The organism is Delftia sp. HK171, assembly GCF_001886655.1.
Classification (GTDB): Bacteria; Pseudomonadota; Gammaproteobacteria; order Burkholderiales; family Burkholderiaceae_C; genus Comamonas; species Comamonas acidovorans.
On sequence record NZ_CP018101.1, the window covers coordinates 3,731,788 to 3,752,457 of the forward strand.

General features: G+C 67.4%; 22 protein-coding genes. 12 read left to right on the forward strand and 10 right to left on the reverse strand.

The window, feature by feature from the left end:
• The first annotated feature begins 35 nt into the window (after positions 1-35).
• Together BO996_RS16795 and BO996_RS16800 are read left to right on the forward strand one after the other, a co-directional pair.
• Positions 36-986 (forward strand): helix-turn-helix domain-containing protein, encoded by a 951-nt coding sequence (locus BO996_RS16795; RefSeq protein WP_083571223.1) that lies wholly within the window; start codon positions 36-38, stop codon positions 984-986.
• Positions 987-1,324: 338 nt separating this feature from the next.
• Entirely contained in the window at positions 1,325-3,559 is a 2,235-nt protein-coding gene (locus BO996_RS16800; RefSeq protein ID WP_013802520.1) for an NADP-dependent isocitrate dehydrogenase, read from the forward strand.
• Positions 3,560-3,713: 154 nt separating this feature from the next.
• On the opposite strand, the gene BO996_RS16805 is transcribed toward BO996_RS16800, so the two are convergent.
• Both BO996_RS16805 and BO996_RS16810 read right to left on the reverse strand, forming a co-directional pair.
• A complete protein-coding gene (locus BO996_RS16805; RefSeq protein ID WP_012205474.1) occupies positions 3,714-4,061 on the reverse strand; it encodes an RNA recognition motif domain-containing protein in 348 nt (115 codons plus the stop codon).
• A gap of 109 nt (positions 4,062-4,170) precedes the next feature.
• Positions 4,171-4,380 carry a hypothetical protein gene (locus BO996_RS16810; protein ID WP_012205475.1) on the reverse strand — a complete coding sequence of 70 codons (210 nt, stop codon included), beginning with the start codon at positions 4,378-4,380 and terminating at the stop codon, positions 4,171-4,173.
• 353 nt (positions 4,381-4,733) lie between these two features.
• On the opposite strand from BO996_RS16810, the gene BO996_RS16815 reads away from it, so the two are divergent.
• The 6 genes from BO996_RS16815 to fur all read left to right on the forward strand — a co-directional run bounded on the left by BO996_RS16815 (position 4,734) and on the right by fur (position 8,739).
• Positions 4,734-5,132 (forward strand): Fur family transcriptional regulator, encoded by a 399-nt coding sequence (locus tag BO996_RS16815; RefSeq protein ID WP_013802518.1) that lies wholly within the window; start codon positions 4,734-4,736, stop codon positions 5,130-5,132.
• Between the two features lie 66 nt (positions 5,133-5,198).
• Positions 5,199-6,419: a zinc metallochaperone GTPase ZigA gene (gene zigA / locus BO996_RS16820; RefSeq protein ID WP_071955766.1), complete on the forward strand. Its 1,221-nt coding sequence runs from the start codon at positions 5,199-5,201 to the stop codon at positions 6,417-6,419.
• Positions 6,420-6,465: 46 nt separating this feature from the next.
• A complete protein-coding gene (folE2, locus tag BO996_RS16825; RefSeq protein WP_071955768.1) occupies positions 6,466-7,356 on the forward strand; it encodes a GTP cyclohydrolase FolE2 in 891 nt (296 codons plus the stop codon).
• 44 nt (positions 7,357-7,400) lie between these two features.
• The gene (ykgO, locus tag BO996_RS16830) at positions 7,401-7,550 is read left to right on the forward strand and encodes a type B 50S ribosomal protein L36 (protein WP_013802515.1); all 150 of its coding nucleotides are present in this window, start codon (positions 7,401-7,403) and stop codon (positions 7,548-7,550) included.
• Complete coding sequence (locus BO996_RS16835) at positions 7,547-8,107, forward strand: gamma carbonic anhydrase family protein (RefSeq protein WP_013802514.1); 561 nt, start codon at positions 7,547-7,549, stop codon at positions 8,105-8,107. The genes ykgO and BO996_RS16835 overlap by 4 nt, the downstream gene beginning before the upstream one ends.
• A 182-nt stretch (positions 8,108-8,289) precedes the next feature.
• Positions 8,290-8,739, forward strand: a complete 450-nt coding sequence (gene fur / locus BO996_RS16840) for a ferric iron uptake transcriptional regulator (RefSeq protein WP_013802513.1) — start codon at positions 8,290-8,292, stop codon at positions 8,737-8,739.
• On the opposite strand, the gene BO996_RS16845 is transcribed toward fur, so the two are convergent.
• The 7 genes from BO996_RS16845 to BO996_RS16875 all read right to left on the reverse strand — a co-directional run bounded on the left by BO996_RS16845 (position 8,726) and on the right by BO996_RS16875 (position 15,169).
• Positions 8,726-9,511: a DNA alkylation repair protein gene (locus tag BO996_RS16845; protein ID WP_071955770.1), complete on the reverse strand. Its 786-nt coding sequence runs from the start codon at positions 9,509-9,511 to the stop codon at positions 8,726-8,728. The two genes, fur and BO996_RS16845, sit on opposite strands and share 14 nt — an antisense overlap.
• Entirely contained in the window at positions 9,508-9,999 is a 492-nt protein-coding gene (locus BO996_RS16850) for a MarR family winged helix-turn-helix transcriptional regulator (protein ID WP_012205483.1), read from the reverse strand. Before BO996_RS16850 ends, BO996_RS16845 begins: the two co-directional genes overlap by 4 nt.
• A 23-nt stretch (positions 10,000-10,022) precedes the next feature.
• Complete coding sequence (locus tag BO996_RS16855) at positions 10,023-11,555, reverse strand: PepSY domain-containing protein (protein ID WP_071955772.1); 1,533 nt, start codon at positions 11,553-11,555, stop codon at positions 10,023-10,025.
• Between the two features lie 14 nt (positions 11,556-11,569).
• Entirely contained in the window at positions 11,570-13,777 is a 2,208-nt protein-coding gene (locus BO996_RS16860) for a TonB-dependent receptor (RefSeq protein WP_071955774.1), read from the reverse strand.
• A 122-nt stretch (positions 13,778-13,899) separates the two neighbouring features.
• Positions 13,900-14,271: a DUF2946 family protein gene (locus BO996_RS16865; RefSeq protein WP_065346442.1), complete on the reverse strand. Its 372-nt coding sequence runs from the start codon at positions 14,269-14,271 to the stop codon at positions 13,900-13,902.
• Between the two features lie 9 nt (positions 14,272-14,280).
• Positions 14,281-14,733: a DUF192 domain-containing protein gene (locus BO996_RS16870; RefSeq protein WP_071955776.1), complete on the reverse strand. Its 453-nt coding sequence runs from the start codon at positions 14,731-14,733 to the stop codon at positions 14,281-14,283.
• Between the two features lie 214 nt (positions 14,734-14,947).
• Entirely contained in the window at positions 14,948-15,169 is a 222-nt protein-coding gene (locus BO996_RS16875) for a hypothetical protein (protein ID WP_012205488.1), read from the reverse strand.
• A gap of 209 nt (positions 15,170-15,378) precedes the next feature.
• Here BO996_RS16875 and icd point away from each other — a divergent pair, with 209 nt between their 5' ends.
• Positions 15,379-16,641, forward strand: a complete 1,263-nt coding sequence (gene icd, locus BO996_RS16880; RefSeq protein WP_013802507.1) for an NADP-dependent isocitrate dehydrogenase — start codon at positions 15,379-15,381, stop codon at positions 16,639-16,641.
• Positions 16,642-16,707: 66 nt separating this feature from the next.
• On the opposite strand, the gene BO996_RS16885 is transcribed toward icd, so the two are convergent.
• Complete coding sequence (locus BO996_RS16885) at positions 16,708-17,475, reverse strand: DsbA family protein (protein ID WP_071955777.1); 768 nt, start codon at positions 17,473-17,475, stop codon at positions 16,708-16,710.
• Between the two features lie 137 nt (positions 17,476-17,612).
• Between BO996_RS16885 and BO996_RS16890 the strand changes: the two genes are divergently transcribed.
• The 3 genes from BO996_RS16890 to mnmH all read left to right on the forward strand — a co-directional run bounded on the left by BO996_RS16890 (position 17,613) and on the right by mnmH (position 20,669).
• Entirely contained in the window at positions 17,613-18,200 is a 588-nt protein-coding gene (locus BO996_RS16890; RefSeq protein WP_232240346.1) for a retropepsin-like aspartic protease family protein, read from the forward strand.
• A 39-nt stretch (positions 18,201-18,239) separates the two neighbouring features.
• Complete coding sequence (locus BO996_RS16895) at positions 18,240-19,364, forward strand: serine hydrolase domain-containing protein (protein WP_071955781.1); 1,125 nt, start codon at positions 18,240-18,242, stop codon at positions 19,362-19,364.
• Positions 19,365-19,604: 240 nt separating this feature from the next.
• Positions 19,605-20,669, forward strand: coding sequence for a tRNA 2-selenouridine(34) synthase MnmH (gene mnmH / locus BO996_RS16900; protein WP_071957138.1), 1,065 nt, complete (start codon positions 19,605-19,607; stop codon positions 20,667-20,669).
• The last annotated feature ends 1 nt before the right edge of the window (position 20,670 follow it).

Sequence of the window (20,670 nt, forward strand, 5' to 3'; positions counted from 1 at the left end):
CAGGCCTACACTGCGCCTCCATGGATGCAGTCGTGATGCCCGAAGCCGAAGCCGCAATCGAAGCCCGTACGCCCAGTGCCTTTGCTGCCTGTCCGCCCCTGCATGCCAGGGGCGCACGCTGGGCAGGCCAGGGGCGGCAGCCGCACTCCATGCTGTATCCCGCGCCGGCAGGGCTGCATGGTGCGGTGGTGGCCGTCGTCTGCCGCGATACGCGGGGCGTGGCCCTGGACGATGCGCAGCGGCTGTCGCATTTTCCCGCCACCCCCATGGTCTGCCTGTCCTGGTACCAGGACATGGCCGCAGGCCTGGTGGGCGTGCAGGGCTGCGAGCCCTTTGAGGCATCCGTCATGCTCTCGGGCAGCCAGACTGCGCCGACGGCCAGCTGGGCCAGCGGGCCGGGCCGTGGCGGCATGGTCTGCCTGCACCTGGATGCTGCGCTGCAGCTGTTCGGCCCCGGTGTGCTGCAGGCGCAGGATGGCTTTGTCGCGGCATCCGGGGTGCTGGGGCCGTCCTGGTCCGCGCTGTGCCAGGCCCTGCTGCATGCGCAGGACGATGCCGGCACCCTGGACGCGTTGCAGCGCCACCTGGCGCCGCGCTGGCGCGAGGTCCGGGGGAGCGCCCTGCAGGTGCTGCCCTCATTGCGCGAGCATGGGCGCCACTGGGTGGCCTGGCTGGGGATGCAGGCGCTGCAATGGCAAAGAACGCTGGGCGCGCGCCAGGTGGAGCGGCGCATCAAGCAGTTCAGCGGACGCTCCCTGCGGCAGTGGCAGGGCATGGTGCGCACGGAAAGCCTGTTCCATGCGGCGCGGCGCCACCATGAACAGGGACAGGCGCTGGACTGGGCCGCGCTGGCGCTGGATGAGGGCTTCTCCGACCAGGCCCATATGTGCCGCGCCGTGCGCCAGATCACGGGGTTTTCGCCGGGGGAGTTTGCGCGGCGCTTCGAGCACGATGAATCGTTCTGGATGTATCGGCTCTGGGTTTGACCCGGGGGTCTGCTCCGCTTGCGTGTCCGTCACGCTACAGCATTTTTTGCATGGTAGAAAACGCGGGGGCTGCAAGCCGTTTCCCTGTGAAAACAGGTCCCGAATGCCGCTGTAAAACCCTAAGTCTTCTACAAGACTTAAAAAATATGGCGGGTTCCGCTTAGAATTTTGTATTGTGGGATCGCATTGCAGAAAACGCCGGGGCAGCATGCTGGCGCGACGGGGCATTGCGTGACGGTCCTACTGCCTCAGGCTGCACCGGCCCCGTTTCCCCTAGCGGATGCCCGGTTCGACGGCCTGCGGCGCGACCCCTACCTTTTCACTACCTGAGACAAGAGATGAGCACGCAGCAACCCACCATCATCTACACCCTGACCGATGAGGCTCCGCGCCTTGCCACCAGTGCCTTCCTGCCTGTGGTGCGCGCCTTTGCCGCACCCGTCGGCGTGAATGTCGAGACCGCCGACATCTCCGTGGCCCACCGCATCCTGGGTGAGTTCTCCGAATTCCTGGCCGAAGACCAGCGCGTGGCCCACACCTTGTCCGAGCTCGGCAAGAAGACGCTGGAGCCCGATGTCAACATCATCAAGCTGCCCAACATCAGCGCCTCCGTGGCCCAGCTGACGGCTGCCATCAAGGAGCTGCAGGGCAAGGGCTACGCACTGCCCGACTATCCCGAGAATCCGACCAACGATCAGGAAAAGGACATCAAGGCACGCTACGGCAAGTGCCTGGGCTCGGCCGTGAACCCCGTGCTGCGCGAGGGCAACTCCGACCGCCGCGCTCCTGCCGCCGTCAAGAACTACGCCAAGAAGCACCCCCACTCCATGGGCGAGTGGAAGCAGTGGTCGCAAACCCATGTCTCGCACATGGAGCACGGCGACTTCTACCACGGCGAAAAGTCGATCACGCTGGACGCCGCACGCGACGTCAAGATGGAGCTGACCACCAAGAGCGGCAAGACCGTGGTGCTCAAGTCCAAGGTGGCACTGAAGGCCGGCGAGATCATCGACTCCATGTTCATGAGCAAGAAGGCGCTGTGCGACTTCTATGAAAAGGAACTGGACGACTGCCGCGACGCCGGCATCCTGTTCTCGCTGCACGTCAAGGCCACGATGATGAAGGTCTCGCACCCCATCGTGTTCGGCCACTGCGTGAGGATCTACTACAAGGAAGCCTTCGAGAAGCACGGCAAGCTGTTCGACGAGCTGGGCGTGAACGTCAATAACGGCATGTCCACGCTGTACGAGAAGATCGAGACGCTGCCCGCCTCGCTGCGCGAAGAGATCATCCGTGACCTGCACGCCTGCCAGGAACACCGTCCCGCGCTGGCCATGGTGGACTCTGCCAAGGGCATCACCAACTTCCACTCGCCCAACGACGTGATCGTTGACGCGTCCATGCCCGCCATGATCCGCCAGGGCGGCAAGATGTGGGGCGCCGACGGCAAGCCCTACGACTGCAAGGCCGTGATGCCTGAGTCCACCTTTGCCCGCATCTACCAGGAGATGATCAACTTCTGCAAGTGGCACGGCAACTTCGACCCCAAGACCATGGGCACCGTGCCCAACGTGGGCCTGATGGCGCAAAAGGCCGAAGAGTACGGCTCGCACGACAAGACCTTCGAGATCGAGGAAGACGGCGTTGCCAACATCGTCGATCTGGCCACCGGCGAAGTGCTGATGAGCCAGAACGTGGAGCAGGGCGACATCTGGCGCATGTGCCAGGTCAAGGACGCTCCCATCCGCGACTGGGTCAAGCTGGCCGTCACGCGTGCCCGCAACTCCGGCATGCCTGCCGTGTTCTGGCTGGACCCCTATCGTCCGCACGAGGCCGAGCTGATCAAGAAGGTCAACACCTACCTGAAGGACTACGACACCACGGGCCTGGAAATCCACATCCTGTCTCAGGTCCGCGCCATGCGCTACACGCTGGAGCGCGTGGCCCGCGGCCTGGACACCATCTCGGTGACCGGCAACATCCTGCGCGACTACCTGACCGACCTGTTCCCCATCATGGAACTGGGCACCTCGGCCAAGATGCTGTCCATCGTGCCCCTGATGGCCGGTGGCGGCATGTACGAAACGGGTGCTGGCGGCTCGGCTCCCAAGCACGTGCAGCAGCTGGTGGAGGAAAACCACCTGCGCTGGGATTCGCTGGGCGAGTTCCTGGCACTGGCCGTGTCGCTGGAAGACCTGGGCATCAAGAACGACAACGCCCGCGCCAAGCTGCTGGCCAAGACCCTGGATGAAGCCACGGGCAAGCTGCTGGACGAAGACAAGTCGCCTTCGCGCCGCACCGGCGAGCTGGACAACCGTGGCAGCCAGTTCTACATCGCCCTGTACTGGGCACAGGCCCTGGCGGCGCAGACGGAAGATGCCGAACTGGCCTCCAAGTTCGCTTCGCTGGCCAAGCAACTGGCCGACAACGAGTCCAAGATCATCGAAGAGCTGCGCGCCGTGCAGGGCAAGGCCGTGGACATCGGTGGCTACTACATGCCCGACGTGGCCAAGATGGATGCCGTGATGCGCCCCAGCGCCACGTTCAACGCAGCCATCGACGCGCTGCTGTAAGCCACTGTGCCGGGGCCAGGCCCCGGCAGGCTTCAGCCATGACCGGCCGACCCGCAAGGGCGGCCGGTTTTTTCATGCCTGCAACGGCAGGAAAGAAAACCGCAGGCGAAAAAAAACCGGCCCAGAGAGCCGGTTTTTGGAAGCTGCGCCGTGATCAGTAGCGACCGCCGCCGTGGCCGCCATTGCCGTAGCCGACGTCCGAACGCTTGCCGGCGTAACCCTGCGGGCTGTAACCACCGGAGCTGCGGCCTTCTTCACGGGGACGGGCCAGGTTCACGACGATCGAGCGTCCGTCCACGGACATGCCGTGCAGGCCGGTGATGGCGGCCTGGGCGACTTCGGCAGAAGCCATTTCCACAAAGCCGAAGCCCTTGGAGCGGCCGGTTTCGCGGTCCATCATGACCTTGGCGGAGGCCACGTTGCCGAACTCGGCAAAGTTGCTTTCCAGGCTGGAGTCGGTCACGGAGTAGGGCAGATTGCCCACGTAGATTTTGGTGGTCATAGGAAAACCTCTTCGATTGGATGTGCGCAAAAGGGCGCACCGTTGGCATGCATGCGGCGGACTGTGCAATCCGCGGCGGTGAATGGGTGGGAGGGCGGCAGGCGGGCCGTCAGCACGCAGGCGGATGCTGCATGCAGGTCTGGAGCCAGCCCTGGGTGACGGCAAACAGCCGTGCTGCTTCGCGGGAGGCGAACGCCTTGTCGAAACGGAATACGCGGCAGTAGCTGCCGTTGCCTTGGGAGCGATGGACCGCGAAGGAGGCGCGGAAGCGGCCGCAGTCGGTCGGGTGTGTCGAGGGCGAGACGACGTACTTGCCCATGGGAATGCCGGTGTTTGAAATGTGGTTCAGTCAGGTTCGCAGCCTTGAACAGGCCTGCGTGAGCATCTGGGAACTCGGTTGGCTGCAGCTCTACAGACCAACTGTGCGACAAAGGTCGCAAGAGACATCCTGCGGGGAGCGGCGGACAGCCGTTGTGCAGGGAAGGGAAGTGGGCGGCTTAAGCGCTTGGCCTCAACAACGGAGCTGACTATATCCTGTTGTGTATTTAAGCGCAACTTAATATTCTTTTTAATTGTAAAACAGTGCGTGGCCGCCGATTTTGTTATGTTATAACGTAACTGTTTTGATGCAGGGCAAGGTCGCTGCCCGCCCTTTTTGACCAGGAAACCACCATGTCCCACTCCCTGACCACCAAGCAACAACGCGTGCTCGACACGCTGCGCCAGGCCGGCGCGCCGCTGACGGCCTATGCGCTGCTCGACCAGTTGCGGGACCACGGTTTGACGGCCCCTACCCAGGTCTACCGCGCGCTGGACAAGCTGGCCGAGCAGGGCGTGGTCCATCGTCTGGAGTCGCTGAATGCCTATGTCTGCTGCTCGCATCCGGACGAGGGCAGCCATGATTTCTCGGCCTTTGCGATCTGCGACAGCTGCGGCCAGGTCGATGAGTTCGTGGACGACGCGCTCAACCGCTGCCTGGGCAGCTGGGCGCATGGCCATGCGTTTGCGCTGGCCCATTCGAACATCGAGCTGCATGGCAAGTGCTCCGCCTGCACCGCGCTCCCCGCCTGAGACCCCTCCCTGCGCATGCGGCCGCAGTGCCCGCCGCGTGCTCCCTGTCCCTGTTCGAGAGATTCCATGATGCATACCGTAGCGCCGGTTCAGCCGCCGCATGCCCGATTGCCTGTGACCGTGCTGTCGGGTTTTCTGGGCGCGGGCAAGACCACCTTGCTCAACCACATCCTGCACAACCGCGAAGGGCGGCGCGTGGCCGTCATCGTCAATGACATGTCCGAGGTCAACATCGACGCGGCCCTGGTGCGCGATGGCGGGGCCGACCTGTCGCGCACCGACGAAAAGCTGGTGGAGATGAGCAATGGCTGCATCTGCTGCACGCTGCGCGAGGACCTGCTGCTGGAGGTGGCGCGGCTGGCGGGCGAGGGCCGCTTCGACCAGCTGGTCATCGAGTCCACGGGCATCTCCGAGCCGCTGCCGGTGGCCGAGACCTTCACCTTCGCGGGCGAGGACGGACGCAGCCTGGGCGATGTGGCGCGGCTGGACACCATGGTGACCGTGGTCGATGCCTTCAACTTCCTGCACGACTATGGCTCGCGCGACAGCCTGCGCTCGCGCGGTGAATCGCTGGGCGAGGAAGACCGCCGCACCGTGGTCGATCTGCTGATCGAGCAGGTGGAGTTCTGCGATGTGATCGTGCTCAACAAGATCGACCTGGTCACCGAGGAGGACTGCACGCGGCTGATGGCCATCCTGCGCGGGCTCAACCCGCGTGCCAGGCTGGAGATCGCCTCCTTCGGCCAGCTGCCGCTGGATCGCGTGCTCGATACCGGGCTGTTCGATTTCGAGGAGGCTTCCAGGGCGCCGGGCTGGCTGCAGCAGTTGCGTGGCACGCACCAGCCCGAGACCGAGGCCTATGGCGTTGCCAGCTTTGTCTACCGTGCCCGCCGCCCCTTTCATCCCCGGCGCTTCTTCGGCCTGGTGCAAAGCGAATGGCCGGGAGTGGTGCGCTCCAAGGGATTTTTCTGGCTGGCCAGCCATCCGGCGCTGGCCGGCTCCTGGTCGCAGGCCGGCGCCGTGGCCCGCCATGGGCCGGCCGGCCACTGGTGGGCGGCCGTGGAGGCCGAGCGCTGGCCGCGCGACCCCGAAAGCGTGGAGCGCATCCTGGACAAATGGGTCGATGGCGTGGGCGACGCGCGCCAGGAACTGGTGCTGATCGGCATGGGCATGGACGAGGACGCGCTGCGCGCCCGCCTGGACGAGTGCCTGCTGACCGATGCAGAAATGGCCCTGGGCCCGCAGACCTGGGTGCAATGGGACAACCCGTTTCCCGACTGGAATTGAACGAATACCGCGCCGGCCTGGGTCGGCGCGGCCACTGGAGCCCCGAATGCCTGCACCTCTTCCCGATGTTTCCCTGACCGATCCCGCGCCCAGCCTCAGCCCGCTGCAATGGGTGGGCATGCAGGGCATAGACCTGCCCGTGACCGTGGCCGAGCCCGGCTACTGGCGCGAGCTGCATGCGCGTGCTGATGTGCAGGTCGATCTTCCTGCGGCCCATGTCAAGGGCATACACATGTCCCGGCTGTACCGGCAACTGGACAGCCTGGCCGAGGAATCCGCGCTGTCTGCCCTGGCGCTGCGCCATGCGCTGCAGGCCATGATCGACAGCCACCTCGACTGCCAAAGCCGCAGCGCCCGCCTGCGCCTGTCGCTGGACCTGCTGGCCCAGCGGCCCGCCCTGGTCACCCACGATCTGTCGGGCTGGAAGTCCTATCCCGTGCGCCTGGACGCCACGCTGGCGCAGGGCGTGTTCCAGCTGCGGCTGCAGGTGGGCGTGGGCTATTCCTCGACCTGCCCCTGCTCGGCGGCACTGTCGCGCCAGTTGCTGGAGCATGGCTTTTTGCAGGCCTTTGCGGGCGAGCCCCTGGTGGAGCCGGACCAGGTGGCCTCCTGGCTGCGCCGGCATGGCACGCTTGCCACGGCACACAGCCAGCGCAGCGAGGCCCAGGTCAGCGTGGACCTGGCCTGTGATGGGCCGGACCTCGGCATCCTGCCCCTGATCGCTCGCGTGGAGCAGGCGCTGGGCACGCCCGTGCAGACCGCGGTCAAGCGCGCCGACGAGCAGGCCTTTGCCGCGCTCAACGGCCGCAACCTGATGTTTGTCGAGGATGCGGCGCGCCGCATACAGGCCGCGCTGGAAGGCATCTACGCCCGGCCGCGCGTGCATGTGCGCCACATGGAGAGCCTGCATCCGCACGATGCCGTGGCCTGGGCATGACCGGCGAGCCGGCACCCGTTTCTCTTCAACCCAAGGAGTTTTCCATGCAAGTTCTCTCGTCCCTCAAGGAAGCCAAGCTGCGCCATCGAGACTGCCAGGTGGTGCGCCGGCGCGGCCGCATCTACGTCATCTGCAAGAGCAACCCGCGCTTCAAGGCCCGCCAGGGCGGCGCAAAGAACAGGCGCAAGGGATGATCCGCAAGAACCCGCGCGGCGACCTGCCGCGCATCCATGCCAGCGCCTTCGTGGACCCCACGGCCATCCTGTGCGGACTGGTGGTCGTGGAGGAGAACGTCTTCATCGGCCCCTATGCGGTGATCCGTGCCGACGAGATGGATGCGGACGGCCACATCGACCCCATCGTGATCGGTGCCCACTCCAACATCCAGGACGGGGTGGTGATCCACTCCAAGTCCGGCGCGCGCGTCAGCGTGGGGCAGCACACCTCGATCGCCCATCGCGCCATCGTCCACGGGCCCTGCACCGTGGGCAATGGCGTGTTCATCGGCTTCAACAGCGTGCTGTTCAACTGCGTGGTCGATGACGGCTGCGTGGTGCGCTACAACGCCGTGGTCGATGGATGCCACCTGCCGCCGGGCTTCTACGTGCCGTCCACTGCGCGCATAGGCCCGGAGACCGACCTGTCCACGCTGGCCCAGGTGCCCGCCGACGCCAGCGATTTCTCCGAGGACGTGGTCCGCACCAACAACGAATTGGTGCGCGGCTACAAGGCCATCCACAATGAGTTCTAGAACAAAGCACCCCCTGAGCGGCTACGCCGCTTCCCCCTCTCTCGCTGCGCGGGAGGGGGACGACACCCTCGGTGCGGGGCTGCCCTTCCTCAGTGTCCCTGGGCTGGGGTGCGCCAGTCTCGTGGACCGTGGACGGTTGGTAGCGCGCAGTGGCGTGAATCACTGAGACAAGAAAGGGCTGCATGTCCGATTCCGCTGACCTCAAGAACCTGGGGCTGAAGGCCACGCTGGCGCGACTGTGGGTACTGGACATCTTTCGCCACGGGGACCAGCGGCATCTGGCGGCGGAGGAGGTCTACCGCCAGCTGCATGACCAGGGCCGGGGCACCAGCCTGGCCACGGTCTACCGCGTGCTGGCGCAGCTGGAGCAGGCCGGCATGCTGCGCCAGCAGCGCTTTGCGGCGGGCAAGGCGGTCTATGAACTCGACGACGGCGAGCACCATGACCACCTGATCTGCACGCGCTGCGGCCTGGTGCAGGAGTTCCACGATGCGGTGATCGAGCAGCGCCAGAAGCTGCTGGCGCGCTCGCATGGCTTTGCCATCGTGGAGCACTCCCACATCCTCTACGGGCGCTGCATCAAGCCCGACTGCGAACGGCTGGCGGGCCGGCAGGAGGCTAGCTCTCCTTGAGGCTGCGCTGCGCACGCTCGCAGATGCGCCGCGTGGCGGGCACGGGCGATTCCTGGAGCCATTGCGCGCACAGGGCGCGCACCCAGTCGGGCCGGCTCTTGGCCGCGTCGTTGAGCCAGTTGGCCACCGAGTCCTGCACATAGGGCGAGGCATCGGCGCGCAGCCGCTGCAAAAGGGGCAGGGCGATCTCCGGCTGCTGCTTGAGCGCCGCGATATGGCTGCACCAGACGCCGCGCGGCCGCAGGGCCTCGCTGGCGAAACGGCGCAGGCGGTCGGAGGGCCGCCTTGTCCACCGAGACAACTCGGCCACAGCCTGCGGCAGATCGCTGGCCAGATGCGGGCGCACGCCCATCCACGACCATTCGCGCACGCCGAAATGCGAGTCATCGGCCAGCGGCTGCAGCAGTTCCAGGCGCTGGCTCAGGGTCAGGCCCGGCTGCGCACCGGCCATGAAGCAGGCCCAGCCGCGCACCGTGTCAGAGCGGTGCGTGAGGCAGCGCTGCCAGCCCGCCTGGCCCAGCGCCTGCCACAGCAGGCCGCCAATGCACTCCATGCGTTTGAGAATGCCAAGCTGGCCCAGCGCCTGCGCCGTGTCCTCCAGCTGCGGCCACGCGTCGGGAAAGACGGCCTGCAGCAGCCGGGCCTGGTCCACGGCCAGGCTTTCGGTCAGCGTGGCGGTCTCTATCTCGCCCAGGGACAGGGCCTGCAGCAGTTCGGGAGTGATATCGACCGTGCGGTTGGCGCCCTTGCGCCGGGGCGTGGGCGCCGTCATGCGCTGGCCTCCACGCCTGCGGCGGCCTTGGCCAGCAGCTTTCCCAACTGGCCGCGTTCGGCGGGCGACAGGTTGGAAAACAGGCCGGCGATCCATTGGCTGTGCCGGGCAAACAGCTTGCGCGCCAGCTGGCGGCCCTTGGCGGTGAGCTGCACGCGCAGCGCGCGGCGGTCGGCCGGGTCGGGAAGGCGCTCGGCCAGGGCCTCGCGTTCCAGGCCGTCCAGCAGGCCGGTCACGGTGGCGCGGGTGATGCCGGCCTGCTCGGCCAGGTGGTTGGGTGCCAGGCCTTCGCTGGCGGATTCCAGCAGGAACAGCAGCACGAAGCGCCCTTCGGACAGGCCATGGGGCGCCAGCAGTGCGGCGCAGTCACGGTCGATGCGCGCAGCCAGGGACAGGGTTTGGAAGCACAGCCGCATGCTGTCCACGTCGTCCAGCTTGCGGCGCTCGGCCTCGGCCAGCAAGGCCTGGTATTTCTGTTCGAGTTGCATGCGGCAAGCATACAGTATGGTGGCTAACCATGTGGCTGCGCCTCCAGGCAAGCAGATGCCTGTGCGCGATGGCTGCGCTTGCGGCGCAGCCTGCGCACGCCTATGAGCACGCCCGTTGCGCTCATCAGCAGGCCGCCCAGGCTGAAGGCCAGCAGCAGCCCATCCCACAGCGGCCGGCGCTGCAGCAGCGGCAGCCAGTCCCAGCTGTGCAGCATGGCGAACAGCCAGCGCTTGAGGCGCTGGGTGCCGTCCAGCCGGCCCAGCACCTGGCCCGTGTGCGGGTCGATGTGCACCCAGCTGGCCGCGGCATCGCCAAAGACCACGCGCAGCACGGGCAGGGGCTTGTCATGGCCGCCCATCATGGTGTGCTCGGCGCGCTCGTACCAGTACAGGTCGTGCGCGGTCAGCCATTCGCTGCGCAGCACGGGTGCGTCGACCAGCACGGCCGCGCGGTCCAGCAGGGCTTCGCGCGAATGGGATGCGGGCGCGGCGCTGGCGCTGTCCAGCACCAGGGGCGTACCGGCTGCGGGCTGGGCCAGCACCTCGGTGCGGCCTGCGGTGCGCAGCCAGCGCAGTTCGCGCACGGGGCCGCCCGCTGCGGCAATCAGCGACTGCGGCGTGGCGTCGTCCCCGGTCAGGCGCAGCGGGCCCTGCTGCCACCGGGCCATGTGCAGTGGCGGCGTGCCCGTGTCGAACAGGCGCCAGGGGTTCATGGACATCAGGCCGCTGAAGATCCAGGCCAGCGTGGTCAGCGCGAACAGCAGGCCCGCCACATGGTGCCAGCGCATGGCGCGGCCCGGGTAGGGCGTGCGCCGGCCGCTGCGGTAGGGCTGCCTGAACCGCCAGCGCATCACCCCGACCACGGTGCCGGTGATGGCCACGGCAATGCCGACCAGCGACAGCACGTTGACGATGTCGGCCCAGGCGCCATCAAAGGCATTGCCCCGGAACATGTACAGCCAGTGCAACCAGGCGCCCAGGTAGTTCCAGCCGCGCTCGGTGCGCGTGGCATCGCGCACCACCTCGGCCGTGCGGCCGGAGATGTAGAGCAGCGTGCCCTGGGCATCGTCCATCTGCACGCGGTGCAGGGGGCGGTGGATGTCCAGCGCGCGCGAGTGGCTGAAGGCATCCTCATCCACCGTGCCCAGGTAGTGCAGGCCCGTGCCGTCCCCCGCGAAGGCGCGCGCGCTGGCCAGGGCCTGTGCCTCGCTGGTGGCGGGCAGCACCTGGCCGCTGGCCGCATCGATGGCCACGGGCTGGCGCCGCCCCTCGGGCGTGGCCAGGTAGCTGGTACGGCCGGCGCTGCCGGCATGCAGGCGCAGGTCCTTGAGCGGGCCGTCGATGCCGGCCGCGCGCAGCGCCTCGGCGGGCGCGAGCAGGGCGGCGTTGCCATCGAGCGGGGGCAGGTGGCGCAGCCGTTCGGCTTCGGTGAGCTTGGGGTAGCCCACATACATCATCACCATGCCCGAGACAAACCACAGCGCAAAGAACAGGCACACGGCAATGCCCAGCCAGCGGTGCAGCAGGAACAGCCAGCGTTTGAGGTGAAGGCGCATGGCGCGGCCCTCGCTCAGAACGCCACGCGCAGCGTGATATCGGCCGTGCGCGGCGCCCCCAGGTAGGCCATGGTGCTGGTCAGGCTGGCGGCGTAGACGCGGTCCGTGGCATTGCGCAGCCGTGCAACCACGGTCATGCGCGGGTCGATGCGGTAGCTCAGGCCCAGGTCCAGCAGGGTATAGGCGGGCCAGGACAGGGTATTGGCCGCATCGGCATAGATGCCTCCCACGCGGCGCAGCCCGGCGTTGACCTCCAGCGCCGGCGTGATGCGGTAGCTGGTCCAGAGGTTGAGCACGCTGGCGGGCGTGTTCGTGGGCCGCTTGCCCGCCAGGGACACGCCGCCTTGCTGGTAGTTGTCATAGCGCGCGTCCACATGGCTCCAGTTGCCCTGGACCGACCAGCGCGGCGTGGGCGCCAGGCCCATGGACAGCTCCACCCCGCGCGAGGACTGCTGGCCCACCAGCACCGTGCGCGTGCTGTCCTGCGGGTCCTGGGTGGAGATGTTGCGGCGCGTGATGTGATAGACCGCCAGCGCCGCCGTGCCCTTGCCCTGCCAGAACGACAGCTTGCTGCCCGCCTCCACCTGGCGGCCCGTGGTCAGCCCGGTGTTGTTGACGGCGTCGGCAAACGAGGCGCCCATCAGCATGCCCGACGGCGGATCGGCCGCCGTGGAGAACTGGGCGTAGAGATTGGCCTCGGGCGTGGCATCCCAGACCAGGCCCACGCGCCCGGTCGTCGGGCTATAGCTGCGGCTGTAGCTGGCGGGCAGCGCGGGCGTTACATCGCGCCGGTTGGTCAGGTCCACCTCGATGCGTTCATGGCGCAGGGCGGTCAGCAGGTGCAGGGCCGGGGTGAGGGCCGTGCGGTTTTCCAGGTACAGGGCGGTCGTGGTGACCTTGTTGTCGCGGTCGGGCCTGAAGCCGGGCGCCATGCCGGGAATGTCGTAGAAGTTCTCTGTCGTGAAATCGTAGGGATTGACCGTGCTCACCGTACCCGACAGGCTGTTCGGAAAGCGTGTCTGCCGGTTCACGCTCACATCCAGCCCAAAGGCCCATTCGCTGCGCCGGCCGGCCAGCTCGCCCAGGTAGCTGCCTTCGATGCGGTCGCCCACCATGCGCTGGTCATGGCGCTGCAGCAGCGCCGCCGAGCGCACCACCGCGCTGTTGTCGGGCGTGAAGCGGTAGGTCTCCACGTTGCGGTAGTCGCGCAGCGCGTCATAGGCGTAGAAGGTGTTGCTCAGCTTGAGCCGGTCGCTGGCCCGCCATTCGGTGATGGAGCGCAGCCACTGCACGCGCTGGGCGTACAGGCCGTCGGCGCTGTTGTAGTTCTTGCCGAGGGTGGCCTCGTCAATGCGCGCCTGGCCGCGCAGCGGGTTGAGCAGCGGCGTGCCCCAGTAGGGGCGGTCCACGCGCTCATGCTGGGCTTCGTAGGCCAGGGTGTGCGTCAGGCTGCCACCCAGGTCGGACAGCAGCGAGGCCGCCAGCTGCGTGGAGCGCGACTGCGTGCCGCCCACCCAGCTGCCGGCATCGCGGTGGTTGAGGTCCAGGCGCAGGTAATGGGTCGTGCCCTGGCTGTCGGTGGCATCGCCCAGGCGGCGGTTCAGCCCGACGGAGGCTTCCTTGAGCCCATAGCTGCCCAGGCGTAGCTGGCCTTCGGTGAAGCTGTCGCGCTGGGCCAGCTTGGTGATGTAGTTCAGCGTGCCGCCCACGCCGCCTGCGCCGTAGAGAAAGCCGGAGGCACCGCCAATGGCCTCCACCCGGTCGTAGATCCAGCTGTCCACGGGCCGTGCCGCAATGGAGTACTGCAGGTTGATGCCGTTGAACAGCTGGCTGACCGACCCCGTGCCGAAGCCCCGGTAGCTGATGCCGATGTTGCCGGGCGGGCTGTAGGCCGTGACGCCCGGAATGGAGCGCAGGATCTCCTGCGTGTCCTGGGCGCCGCGCGCCTCGATGGCGGCACGGTCCACGATGTGCACCGAGGCCGGTGTCTCGCGCGCCGTCAGGCCCAGGCGGCTGGCCGTGCCCACGGTCTTGTTGAGCGGCAGCAGTCCGTTGGCGTCGGCCGTGGCCTGGTCGGAGACTTCGACGGCGGGCAGTGCTGCCTCGGCCAGGGCCTGCGCGTGCGCGGCAGGTGCCCATGCGGCGCCCAGCGCGCAGCACAGCGCCGTGGCCAGGGGATGGAGACGAAAGGCGTGCGTGGATGCGCGCACCGGCGCCGCCATCGCGGGGAAAGGGGAAGAATTCACGAACTGACTCCGGGTCTTGCACCGCGCATGCGGCGCAGTCCTGGGCCACAGGCGCGGCACAGGCGGGCCGGGCGCGCATCAGCAGGCCCGGCGGCGATTCAAGAGAACACGGCAGTCAGCGAGGGAGGGCCGCGCGCCGGCAGCGGCGCGCGTGTGACGGAGGCAATGTGCGCCGCCACCAGTGGCAGCAGCGCGTGGGCCAGCGGTTGCTGGTGGGGCACGGCCATCGCCGGCAGGGCCGGCGGCGGTGCGCCAGCGGGCAGGCACATGGGGCAGTCGAGCTGGTGGTGGCCCATGCCCGGGGCTGCGCTGTCGCCCAGCGCCACCAGCTTGACGTCGCCGCTGGCCGTGCAGACCAGCTCGAATCCCTGGGGATGGACCAGGGGCGATGCCACGGCAACGCCCAGCGTCACGGCAAACCAGGCCAATATCAGCCGGGTGAGCCAGAACGAGGAGCGAAGCGCTTGCATGGGGCGTGATTATGGCTTGGGGGCTGGCGTCGGTGTGAACAGACTGCCGCCCAGCTTGACGCCAGCCTTCAGGCCGCGCTTGGCGAACCAGTCCTGGTTCATCTCCAGCACATAGCGCACGGGCTTGGCCGAGCAGTGCGAGTCCTCGGTCATGGGCTTCATGTCGGCCAGGTTCACGATGGTGCCGTCATCGGCCACGAAGGCGGCGGTCAGCGGCAGCAAGGTGTTGCGCATCCAGAAGCACTGCACGGCGGGCACCTCGAAGACGAAGATCATGCCCTCCTGCGCGGGCATGTCCTGGCGGAACATCAGGCCGATGGCGCGCTCGCGGTCCGAGGCGGCCACCTGGGCATCGATGCGGTGGATTCCGGCCGTCAACTCCACGCGGCGCAGATTCATCTGGGGGCTGCCCTGGGGCTGTGCGCCTGCCGATACGGCGGCGCCAGCCAGGCAGGCGGCCATGAGCAACCGCTGCAGCGCGCGGCGGGAAAGGGATGTGTGGAGGGGTGTCGAAGGCTTCGTCATCTTGCACATTCTGTCGCAGGGGGCGCGTGGCCGGACGCAAAAATCGGCCTGGCCGGGCCATCATGGCCGGCCGGGCGGCAAAAAGCCCGCAGTGCATTGCTGACTTGCGGGCTTTTTTGAGGGGATGCCTGCTGGTATCCCTTGGCATGGATCAGGCCACGGCCTTGTGTGCCTTCTTCGTGGAGCGCTTGGCGTGCTTCTTGCCGGAGTGCTTGCCGCTCTTGGCGACCTTGGCCTTCTTGGCTGTGTGAGCGGGAGCAGCTGCGGAAGCGGCCGTGGGAGCCGACATCGGCGCTTCGGGTGCTGCGGCGGCCTGTGCGAAGGCGCCTGCGGCAAACGAACCGGCGATCAGGACAGCGAGGAGTTTTTTCATATATGCCATTTCCTAGAAAAGCGGTAGAAGCCAAGTTGAATCAGACAACGGTGCGAAATTCTTGATGCACCGCACATGCTCAACGCGCTTACTGTATCGCCGTTGACAGGAGGGCGGCCCGATTGTCGTTAGAATTTTCTGCACCAAATTCGTGCCCGTTCCGGGCATTCACTCTTGCCTCGTGCACCAGCCAACGGAGACCCGTCCCCATGAACCGCTTCCAGCACATCCAGGTGCCGGCCGAGGGCCAGAAGATCACTGTCAACGCCGACATGTCGTTGAACGTGCCAGACCAGCCCATCATTCCTTTCATTGAAGGCGACGGCACCGGCGTGGACATCACGCCCGTGATGATCAAGGTGGTGGATGCCGCCGTGGCCAAGGCCTATGGCGGCAAGCGCAAGATCCAGTGGATGGAGGTCTTCGCAGGCGAGAAATCCACGCGCATCTACGGCCCCGATGTCTGGCTGCCCGAGGAAACCATGCAGGCCCTGCGCGAGTACGTGGTCTCCATCAAGGGCCCGCTGACCACGCCCGTGGGCGGCGGCATCCGCTCGCTGAACGTGGCGCTGCGCCAGGAGCTGGACCTCTACGTCTGCCTGCGTCCCGTGCAGTATTTCAAGGGCGTGCCCTCGCCGCTGAAGGAGCCCGAGAAGACCAACATGGTCATCTTCCGTGAGAACTCCGAGGACATCTACGCGGGCATCGAGTACGAGGCGCGCAGCGACAACGCCAAGAAGCTCATCGACTTCCTGGTCAAGGAGATGGGCGTCAAGAAGATCCGCTTCCCCGAGACCTCGGGCATCGGTGTCAAGCCCGTGTCCATCGAGGGCACGGAGCGCCTGGTGCGCAAGGCCATCCAGTACGCCATCGACAATGACAAGCCCAGCGTGACCCTGGTCCACAAGGGCAACATCATGAAGTTCACCGAAGGGGGCTTCCGCGACTGGGGCTACGCGCTGGCCGCGCGCGAGTTCGGCGCCCAGCCCATCGACGGCGGACCCTGGCTCAAGTTCAAGAACCCGCGCACGGGCCGCGACATCGTCATCAAGGACTCCATTGCCGACGCCTTCCTGCAGCAGATCCTGCTGCGCCCGGCCGAGTACTCGGTGGTGGCCACGCTCAACCTCAACGGCGACTACATCTCGGACGCGCTGGCGGCCCAGGTCGGCGGTATCGGCATTGCGCCCGGCGCCAACATGTCCGACTCCGTGGCCTGCTTCGAGGCCACGCACGGCACGGCCCCCAAGTACGCGGGCAAGGACTATGTGAACCCGGGCTCCGAAATCCTCTCGGCCGAGATGATGCTGCGCCACATGGGCTGGCGCGAGGCGGCCGACCTGGTCATCAGCGCGCTGGAAAAGGCCATCCAGAGCAAGCAGGTGACCTACGACTTCGCCCGCCTGATGGACGGCGCCACCCAGGTGTCGTGCTCCGGCTTTGGCGAGGTGATGATCTCCAAGATGGATTGACGGGCGTCCGCGCTCCATGAAAAAACCGCGCCAGGGCGCGGTTTTTCTTTGACCGGCGTTGACGGGTCAGTTCTTGGGCAGCGCACAGCCATCGGGCCCGCAATCCTCGCCTTGGGGCGCGGTCTGCTCGCCGGCGGTGATGGCCGCAACCTGCTGCACCCACTCGCCCAGCTGCGTTGCCCAGCCCTGTGCATCGCCCAGCCAGGGTCCGATGTCGATGCGCTGTATGGCGCGCTGGCCCGGCTGCTCTGCCTCGGGGTGATCGAACTCCAGCGCGAAGGTCGGGAAACCCTGGCCCTGGGCCAGCTCCAGCCATTCGCGCGACTGGGCGATATGGGCTTGGGTTGCGGCGCCCGAAAGGCGCTGGAAGGCGTCGGTGAAGGCCGCCACGTCCAGGCCCAGGTCCCGGGCCAGTTCCAGCAGCACGGCCGGATCGCTGATGCGCCGGCCTTCGACATAGTGGGCCTGCTGCTGGCGCGCCAGCATGTCCAGGCCCCGGCCCGCCAGTTCCTCGGCGGCCAGCAGCGCCGTGGTGGGCGGTTCGGAGTCCAGCACGGCGCCCAGGTCGTTGAGCAGGCCGTCGAAGTAGGCCGTGCCGAAGGGCTGGCCCGTCATCTCGGCAATGCGCTGGTCGTGCGGCATCACGTGGCCGCGCCAGTCGGCCGTGATGGTGCGGGTGTGGGCGCCCGTGAGCATGCCGCCGCCATGCCATTGCAGCGTGACGCCGGGCACGCTGCGCGCGGCCTTGACCAGGGGCGCGGCGGCATAGCACCAGCCGCACAGCGGGTCGAAGATGTAGTGGAGGACAAAGGGCGGCTGCGCGGTCGTGGTCATGGCAGGAGCGGGCTGTGATGAAGGCGCCCACTGTAGCGGCTATTGGCTTGCCCGTGACGGGGCAGGGCCGCAGGCAGAATGGGCGACTGCCGCCGTGCAGCCACCGTGCTGCCATCGCCGATCCCGTCTGCATTGCCATGCGCCTCAAATCCACGCCGCCCCCGTCCGATCCGTCCGATCCGTCCGATTCCTCCACCCCGGCCGCCGAGCCCAGCGTCCAGTCCGTCGCCCGGCGCGGCATGCTGGGTTTTCTGCTGTTCTGGCTGCTGGTCATGGGCGTGCTGTACTGGGCCATGCAGATGTACCTGAAGCCGGCCGGCGTCAAGGTCCAGGCCGATGGCACGGTGGCCATTGCGCGTGACCGCGATGGGCATTTCCGCGTGGAAGGGGCCGTCAACGGGCAGCCCGTCATGTTCCTGGTGGACACGGGCGCCAGCATGGTCGGCGTGACCGAGCCGCTGGCCGAGCGCGCAGGCCTGGACGGCGGCGAGCCCGTGCGCTTTCGCACCGCCAATGGCGAGCGCGACGGCCGCATGGTGGTGGCCGAGCAGGTGCGCGTGGCCTCCCTGGTGGTCAGCGGCCTGCGCGTGGGCACGGGCTATACCGGCAGCACGGACAGGGATGCGCTGCTGGGCCAGAACTTCCTGCGCCAGTTCGATGTGGAAATACGCGGCGACCGCATGCTGATCCATCCGCGCGGCAGCGGGTCTTCGCCCAAGCGGTAAGTACGTAACTAACTAGCTAGCTAAGCAAGGGAGAGGGACATGACAAACAACGGCTTTTGCACCGACAGGCGCAGGTGGCTGCAGACGGGTGCAGCCCTGGCGGCGCTGGGCTGCACGGCCTGTGCCAGCGTGGGGCAGGGCGGTGCCTTTTCCACCGGCACCGGCACCGGCACCGGCCTGGCCGAAGACCTGGGCGAACGCCTGGACCAGGGCGTGCAGAGCGGAGAACTGGCGAACCTGCACGCCGTCGTCGTGTTGCGCCACGGCCGGCTGGCGCTGGAGCGCTATTTCGAGGGCGAGGACGAACGCTGGGGCGAGCCGCTGGGCAAGGTGGCCTTCAACGCCGACTCCCTGCACGATGTGCGCTCGGTCAGCAAGAGCATCGTCGGCCTGCTGTACGGCATGGCCCTGGCCGAGGGCAAGGTGCCCGCGCTGGACACGCCCCTGGTCCAGGCCTTTCCCGCCTACAGCGATCTGGCGGCCGATGAGGGCCGGCGCGCCATCCTGGTCTCCCATGCCCTGGGCATGACCATGGGCCTGCAATGGGACGAGGACCTTCCGTACTCCGACCCGCGCAACAGCGAAATCGCCATGGAGCGCAGCAGCGACCGCTACCGCTACGTGCTGGAGCAGCCCATCGTCGCCCCGCCTGGCGAACGCTGGTGCTACAGCGGCGGGGCCACGGCCCTGCTGGGCCATCTGATCGCGCAGGGCAGTGGCATGCCGCTGCTGGACTATGCGCGGCACAAGCTGTTTGCTCCGCTGGGCATCGACAAGGCCGAGTGGACGCCTGGCACCAACGGCGAGGCGGCCGCCGCCTCCGGCCTGCGCCTGCGGGCGCGGGACCTGGCCCGCATTGGCCAGCTGGTGCTGCAGCAGGGCGAATGGCAGGGACAGGCGCTGGTGCCCCGGTATTGGATTGTGCAATCCATTCAGCCGCGCGTGGACGCCTGGCCCGGCCTGCGCTACGGCCACCACTGGTACGTGGGGCAGACCCGCGCCGGCCTGGCGTACTACATGGCCATCGGCCTGGGCGGCCAGCGGCTGGTGGTCGTGCCCCAGCATTCGCTGGTGTATGCCGTCTTCATGGGCAACTACGACAGCCTCCAGCAGGTGCAGCGCGTGGCCGCCGTGCAGGGCCTGATCGCCGCTGCCTTGCGTTGACTGCCTGGCGTTGACTGCCTTGCCCTGACAGCCGAGCGCGGGCACGTCGGGCGTGCGAGAATCCCCGCTTCCAAGGTCGGCTGCATGCCCGGCTCGCGCAAGCAGGGCGCGAAGCGGGGCGGGCCGGTGCGTGTCGAGGCTCGATCCACTTTCCTGGTTCCGGTGCCGGCCCATGAGCCCCTGAGGCCATGGCGCCGGTTGTTTCTGCCTCCCGCATGATCGCCAGATCACCGTTTGCCCGTGTCCCACCGCCAGCCCATCCGCATCGCCGACCGCCACCAGTTCGACACCCTGATCGACGCCCGTTCGCCTGCCGAATTCGCGCAGGACCACATTCCCGGTGCCATCAACTGCCCCGTGCTCGACAACGAGGAGCGCGCCCGGATCGGCACCATCTACAAGCAGGTCAGCCCCTTCGAGGCCAAGCGCCTGGGCGCGGCCATGGTCTCGGCCAATCTGGCGCGCCATCTGCAGGAAACCTTCGCCGACAAGCCCGCCAACTGGAAGCCGCTGGTCTACTGCTGGCGCGGCGGCCTGCGCAGCGGCTCCATGGTCACCTGGCTGCGCCTGGTCGGCTGGGATGCCCAGCAACTGGCCAACGGCTACAAGTCCTATCGCGGCCATGTGATCGAGCTGATCGACCGCCTGGTGCCCCAGCTGCGCCTGCAGGTGCTGTGCGGCGCCACCGGCAGCGCCAAGACCCGCGTGCTGCACGCCCTGGCCGAGGCCGGCGAGCAGGTGCTGGACCTGGAGGGTTATGCCAGTCACAAGGGCTCCTTGCTGGGCAACCTGCCCGGCGTGGAGCAGCCCAGCCAAAAATACTTCGAGACGCTGCTGGCCCAGCAGCTGGAGAGTTTCGATCCGTCGCGCACCGTGTACGTGGAAGGCGAGAGCGCCAAGATCGGCCGCGTGTCCCTGCCGCTGGTGCTGGTCGAGCACATGCGCCAGTCGCCCGTGATTGCGCTCGATGCCACGCCCGAGGCGCGCCTGGCCTACCTGCTGCGCGACTACGCCTACCTGGGCGACGATCCGCAGACGCTGGCCGACAAGCTGGGCTGGCTCAAGGAGCTGCAGGGCAAGGAGACCATCTCGCGCTGGCAGGCCTGGGCGCATGAGCGCAGCCTCTCGCCGCTGTTCTCCGAGCTCATGGCCCAGCACTACGACCCGCACTACGAGCGCTCGCAGGAGCGGCATTTCACGCAGTGGCGCACGCGCCGCAGGGTGCAGGCCGACGACCTCAGCGAGGCCGGCATCGCCGCGCTGGCGCAGCAGATACTGGCGCTGGATGCGGCATCGGCCGCATGAA

Coding starts and splice junctions, on each gene's coding strand:
- BO996_RS16895 (WP_071955781.1), top strand. CDS start 18,240: ATGACAAACAACGGCTTTTGCACCGACAGGCGCAGGTGGCTGCAGACG.
- BO996_RS16835 (WP_013802514.1), top strand. CDS start 7,547: ATGATCCGCAAGAACCCGCGCGGCGACCTGCCGCGCATCCATGCCAGC.
- BO996_RS16860 (WP_071955774.1), bottom strand. CDS start 13,777: ATGGCGGCGCCGGTGCGCGCATCCACGCACGCCTTTCGTCTCCATCCC.
- BO996_RS16850 (WP_012205483.1), bottom strand. CDS start 9,999: ATGCAACTCGAACAGAAATACCAGGCCTTGCTGGCCGAGGCCGAGCGC.
- BO996_RS16890 (WP_232240346.1), top strand. CDS start 17,613: ATGCGCCTCAAATCCACGCCGCCCCCGTCCGATCCGTCCGATCCGTCC.
- BO996_RS16855 (WP_071955772.1), bottom strand. CDS start 11,555: ATGCGCCTTCACCTCAAACGCTGGCTGTTCCTGCTGCACCGCTGGCTG.
- icd (WP_013802507.1), top strand. CDS start 15,379: ATGAACCGCTTCCAGCACATCCAGGTGCCGGCCGAGGGCCAGAAGATC.
- BO996_RS16885 (WP_071955777.1), bottom strand. CDS start 17,475: ATGACCACGACCGCGCAGCCGCCCTTTGTCCTCCACTACATCTTCGAC.
- BO996_RS16815 (WP_013802518.1), top strand. CDS start 4,734: ATGTCCCACTCCCTGACCACCAAGCAACAACGCGTGCTCGACACGCTG.
- BO996_RS16810 (WP_012205475.1), bottom strand. CDS start 4,380: ATGGGCAAGTACGTCGTCTCGCCCTCGACACACCCGACCGACTGCGGC.
- fur (WP_013802513.1), top strand. CDS start 8,290: ATGTCCGATTCCGCTGACCTCAAGAACCTGGGGCTGAAGGCCACGCTG.
- BO996_RS16845 (WP_071955770.1), bottom strand. CDS start 9,511: ATGACGGCGCCCACGCCCCGGCGCAAGGGCGCCAACCGCACGGTCGAT.
- BO996_RS16865 (WP_065346442.1), bottom strand. CDS start 14,271: ATGCAAGCGCTTCGCTCCTCGTTCTGGCTCACCCGGCTGATATTGGCC.
- BO996_RS16805 (WP_012205474.1), bottom strand. CDS start 4,061: ATGACCACCAAAATCTACGTGGGCAATCTGCCCTACTCCGTGACCGAC.
- BO996_RS16870 (WP_071955776.1), bottom strand. CDS start 14,733: ATGGCCGCCTGCCTGGCTGGCGCCGCCGTATCGGCAGGCGCACAGCCC.
- ykgO (WP_013802515.1), top strand. CDS start 7,401: ATGCAAGTTCTCTCGTCCCTCAAGGAAGCCAAGCTGCGCCATCGAGAC.
- BO996_RS16800 (WP_013802520.1), top strand. CDS start 1,325: ATGAGCACGCAGCAACCCACCATCATCTACACCCTGACCGATGAGGCT.
- BO996_RS16875 (WP_012205488.1), bottom strand. CDS start 15,169: ATGAAAAAACTCCTCGCTGTCCTGATCGCCGGTTCGTTTGCCGCAGGC.
- zigA (WP_071955766.1), top strand. CDS start 5,199: ATGATGCATACCGTAGCGCCGGTTCAGCCGCCGCATGCCCGATTGCCT.
- BO996_RS16795 (WP_083571223.1), top strand. CDS start 36: ATGCCCGAAGCCGAAGCCGCAATCGAAGCCCGTACGCCCAGTGCCTTT.
- folE2 (WP_071955768.1), top strand. CDS start 6,466: ATGCCTGCACCTCTTCCCGATGTTTCCCTGACCGATCCCGCGCCCAGC.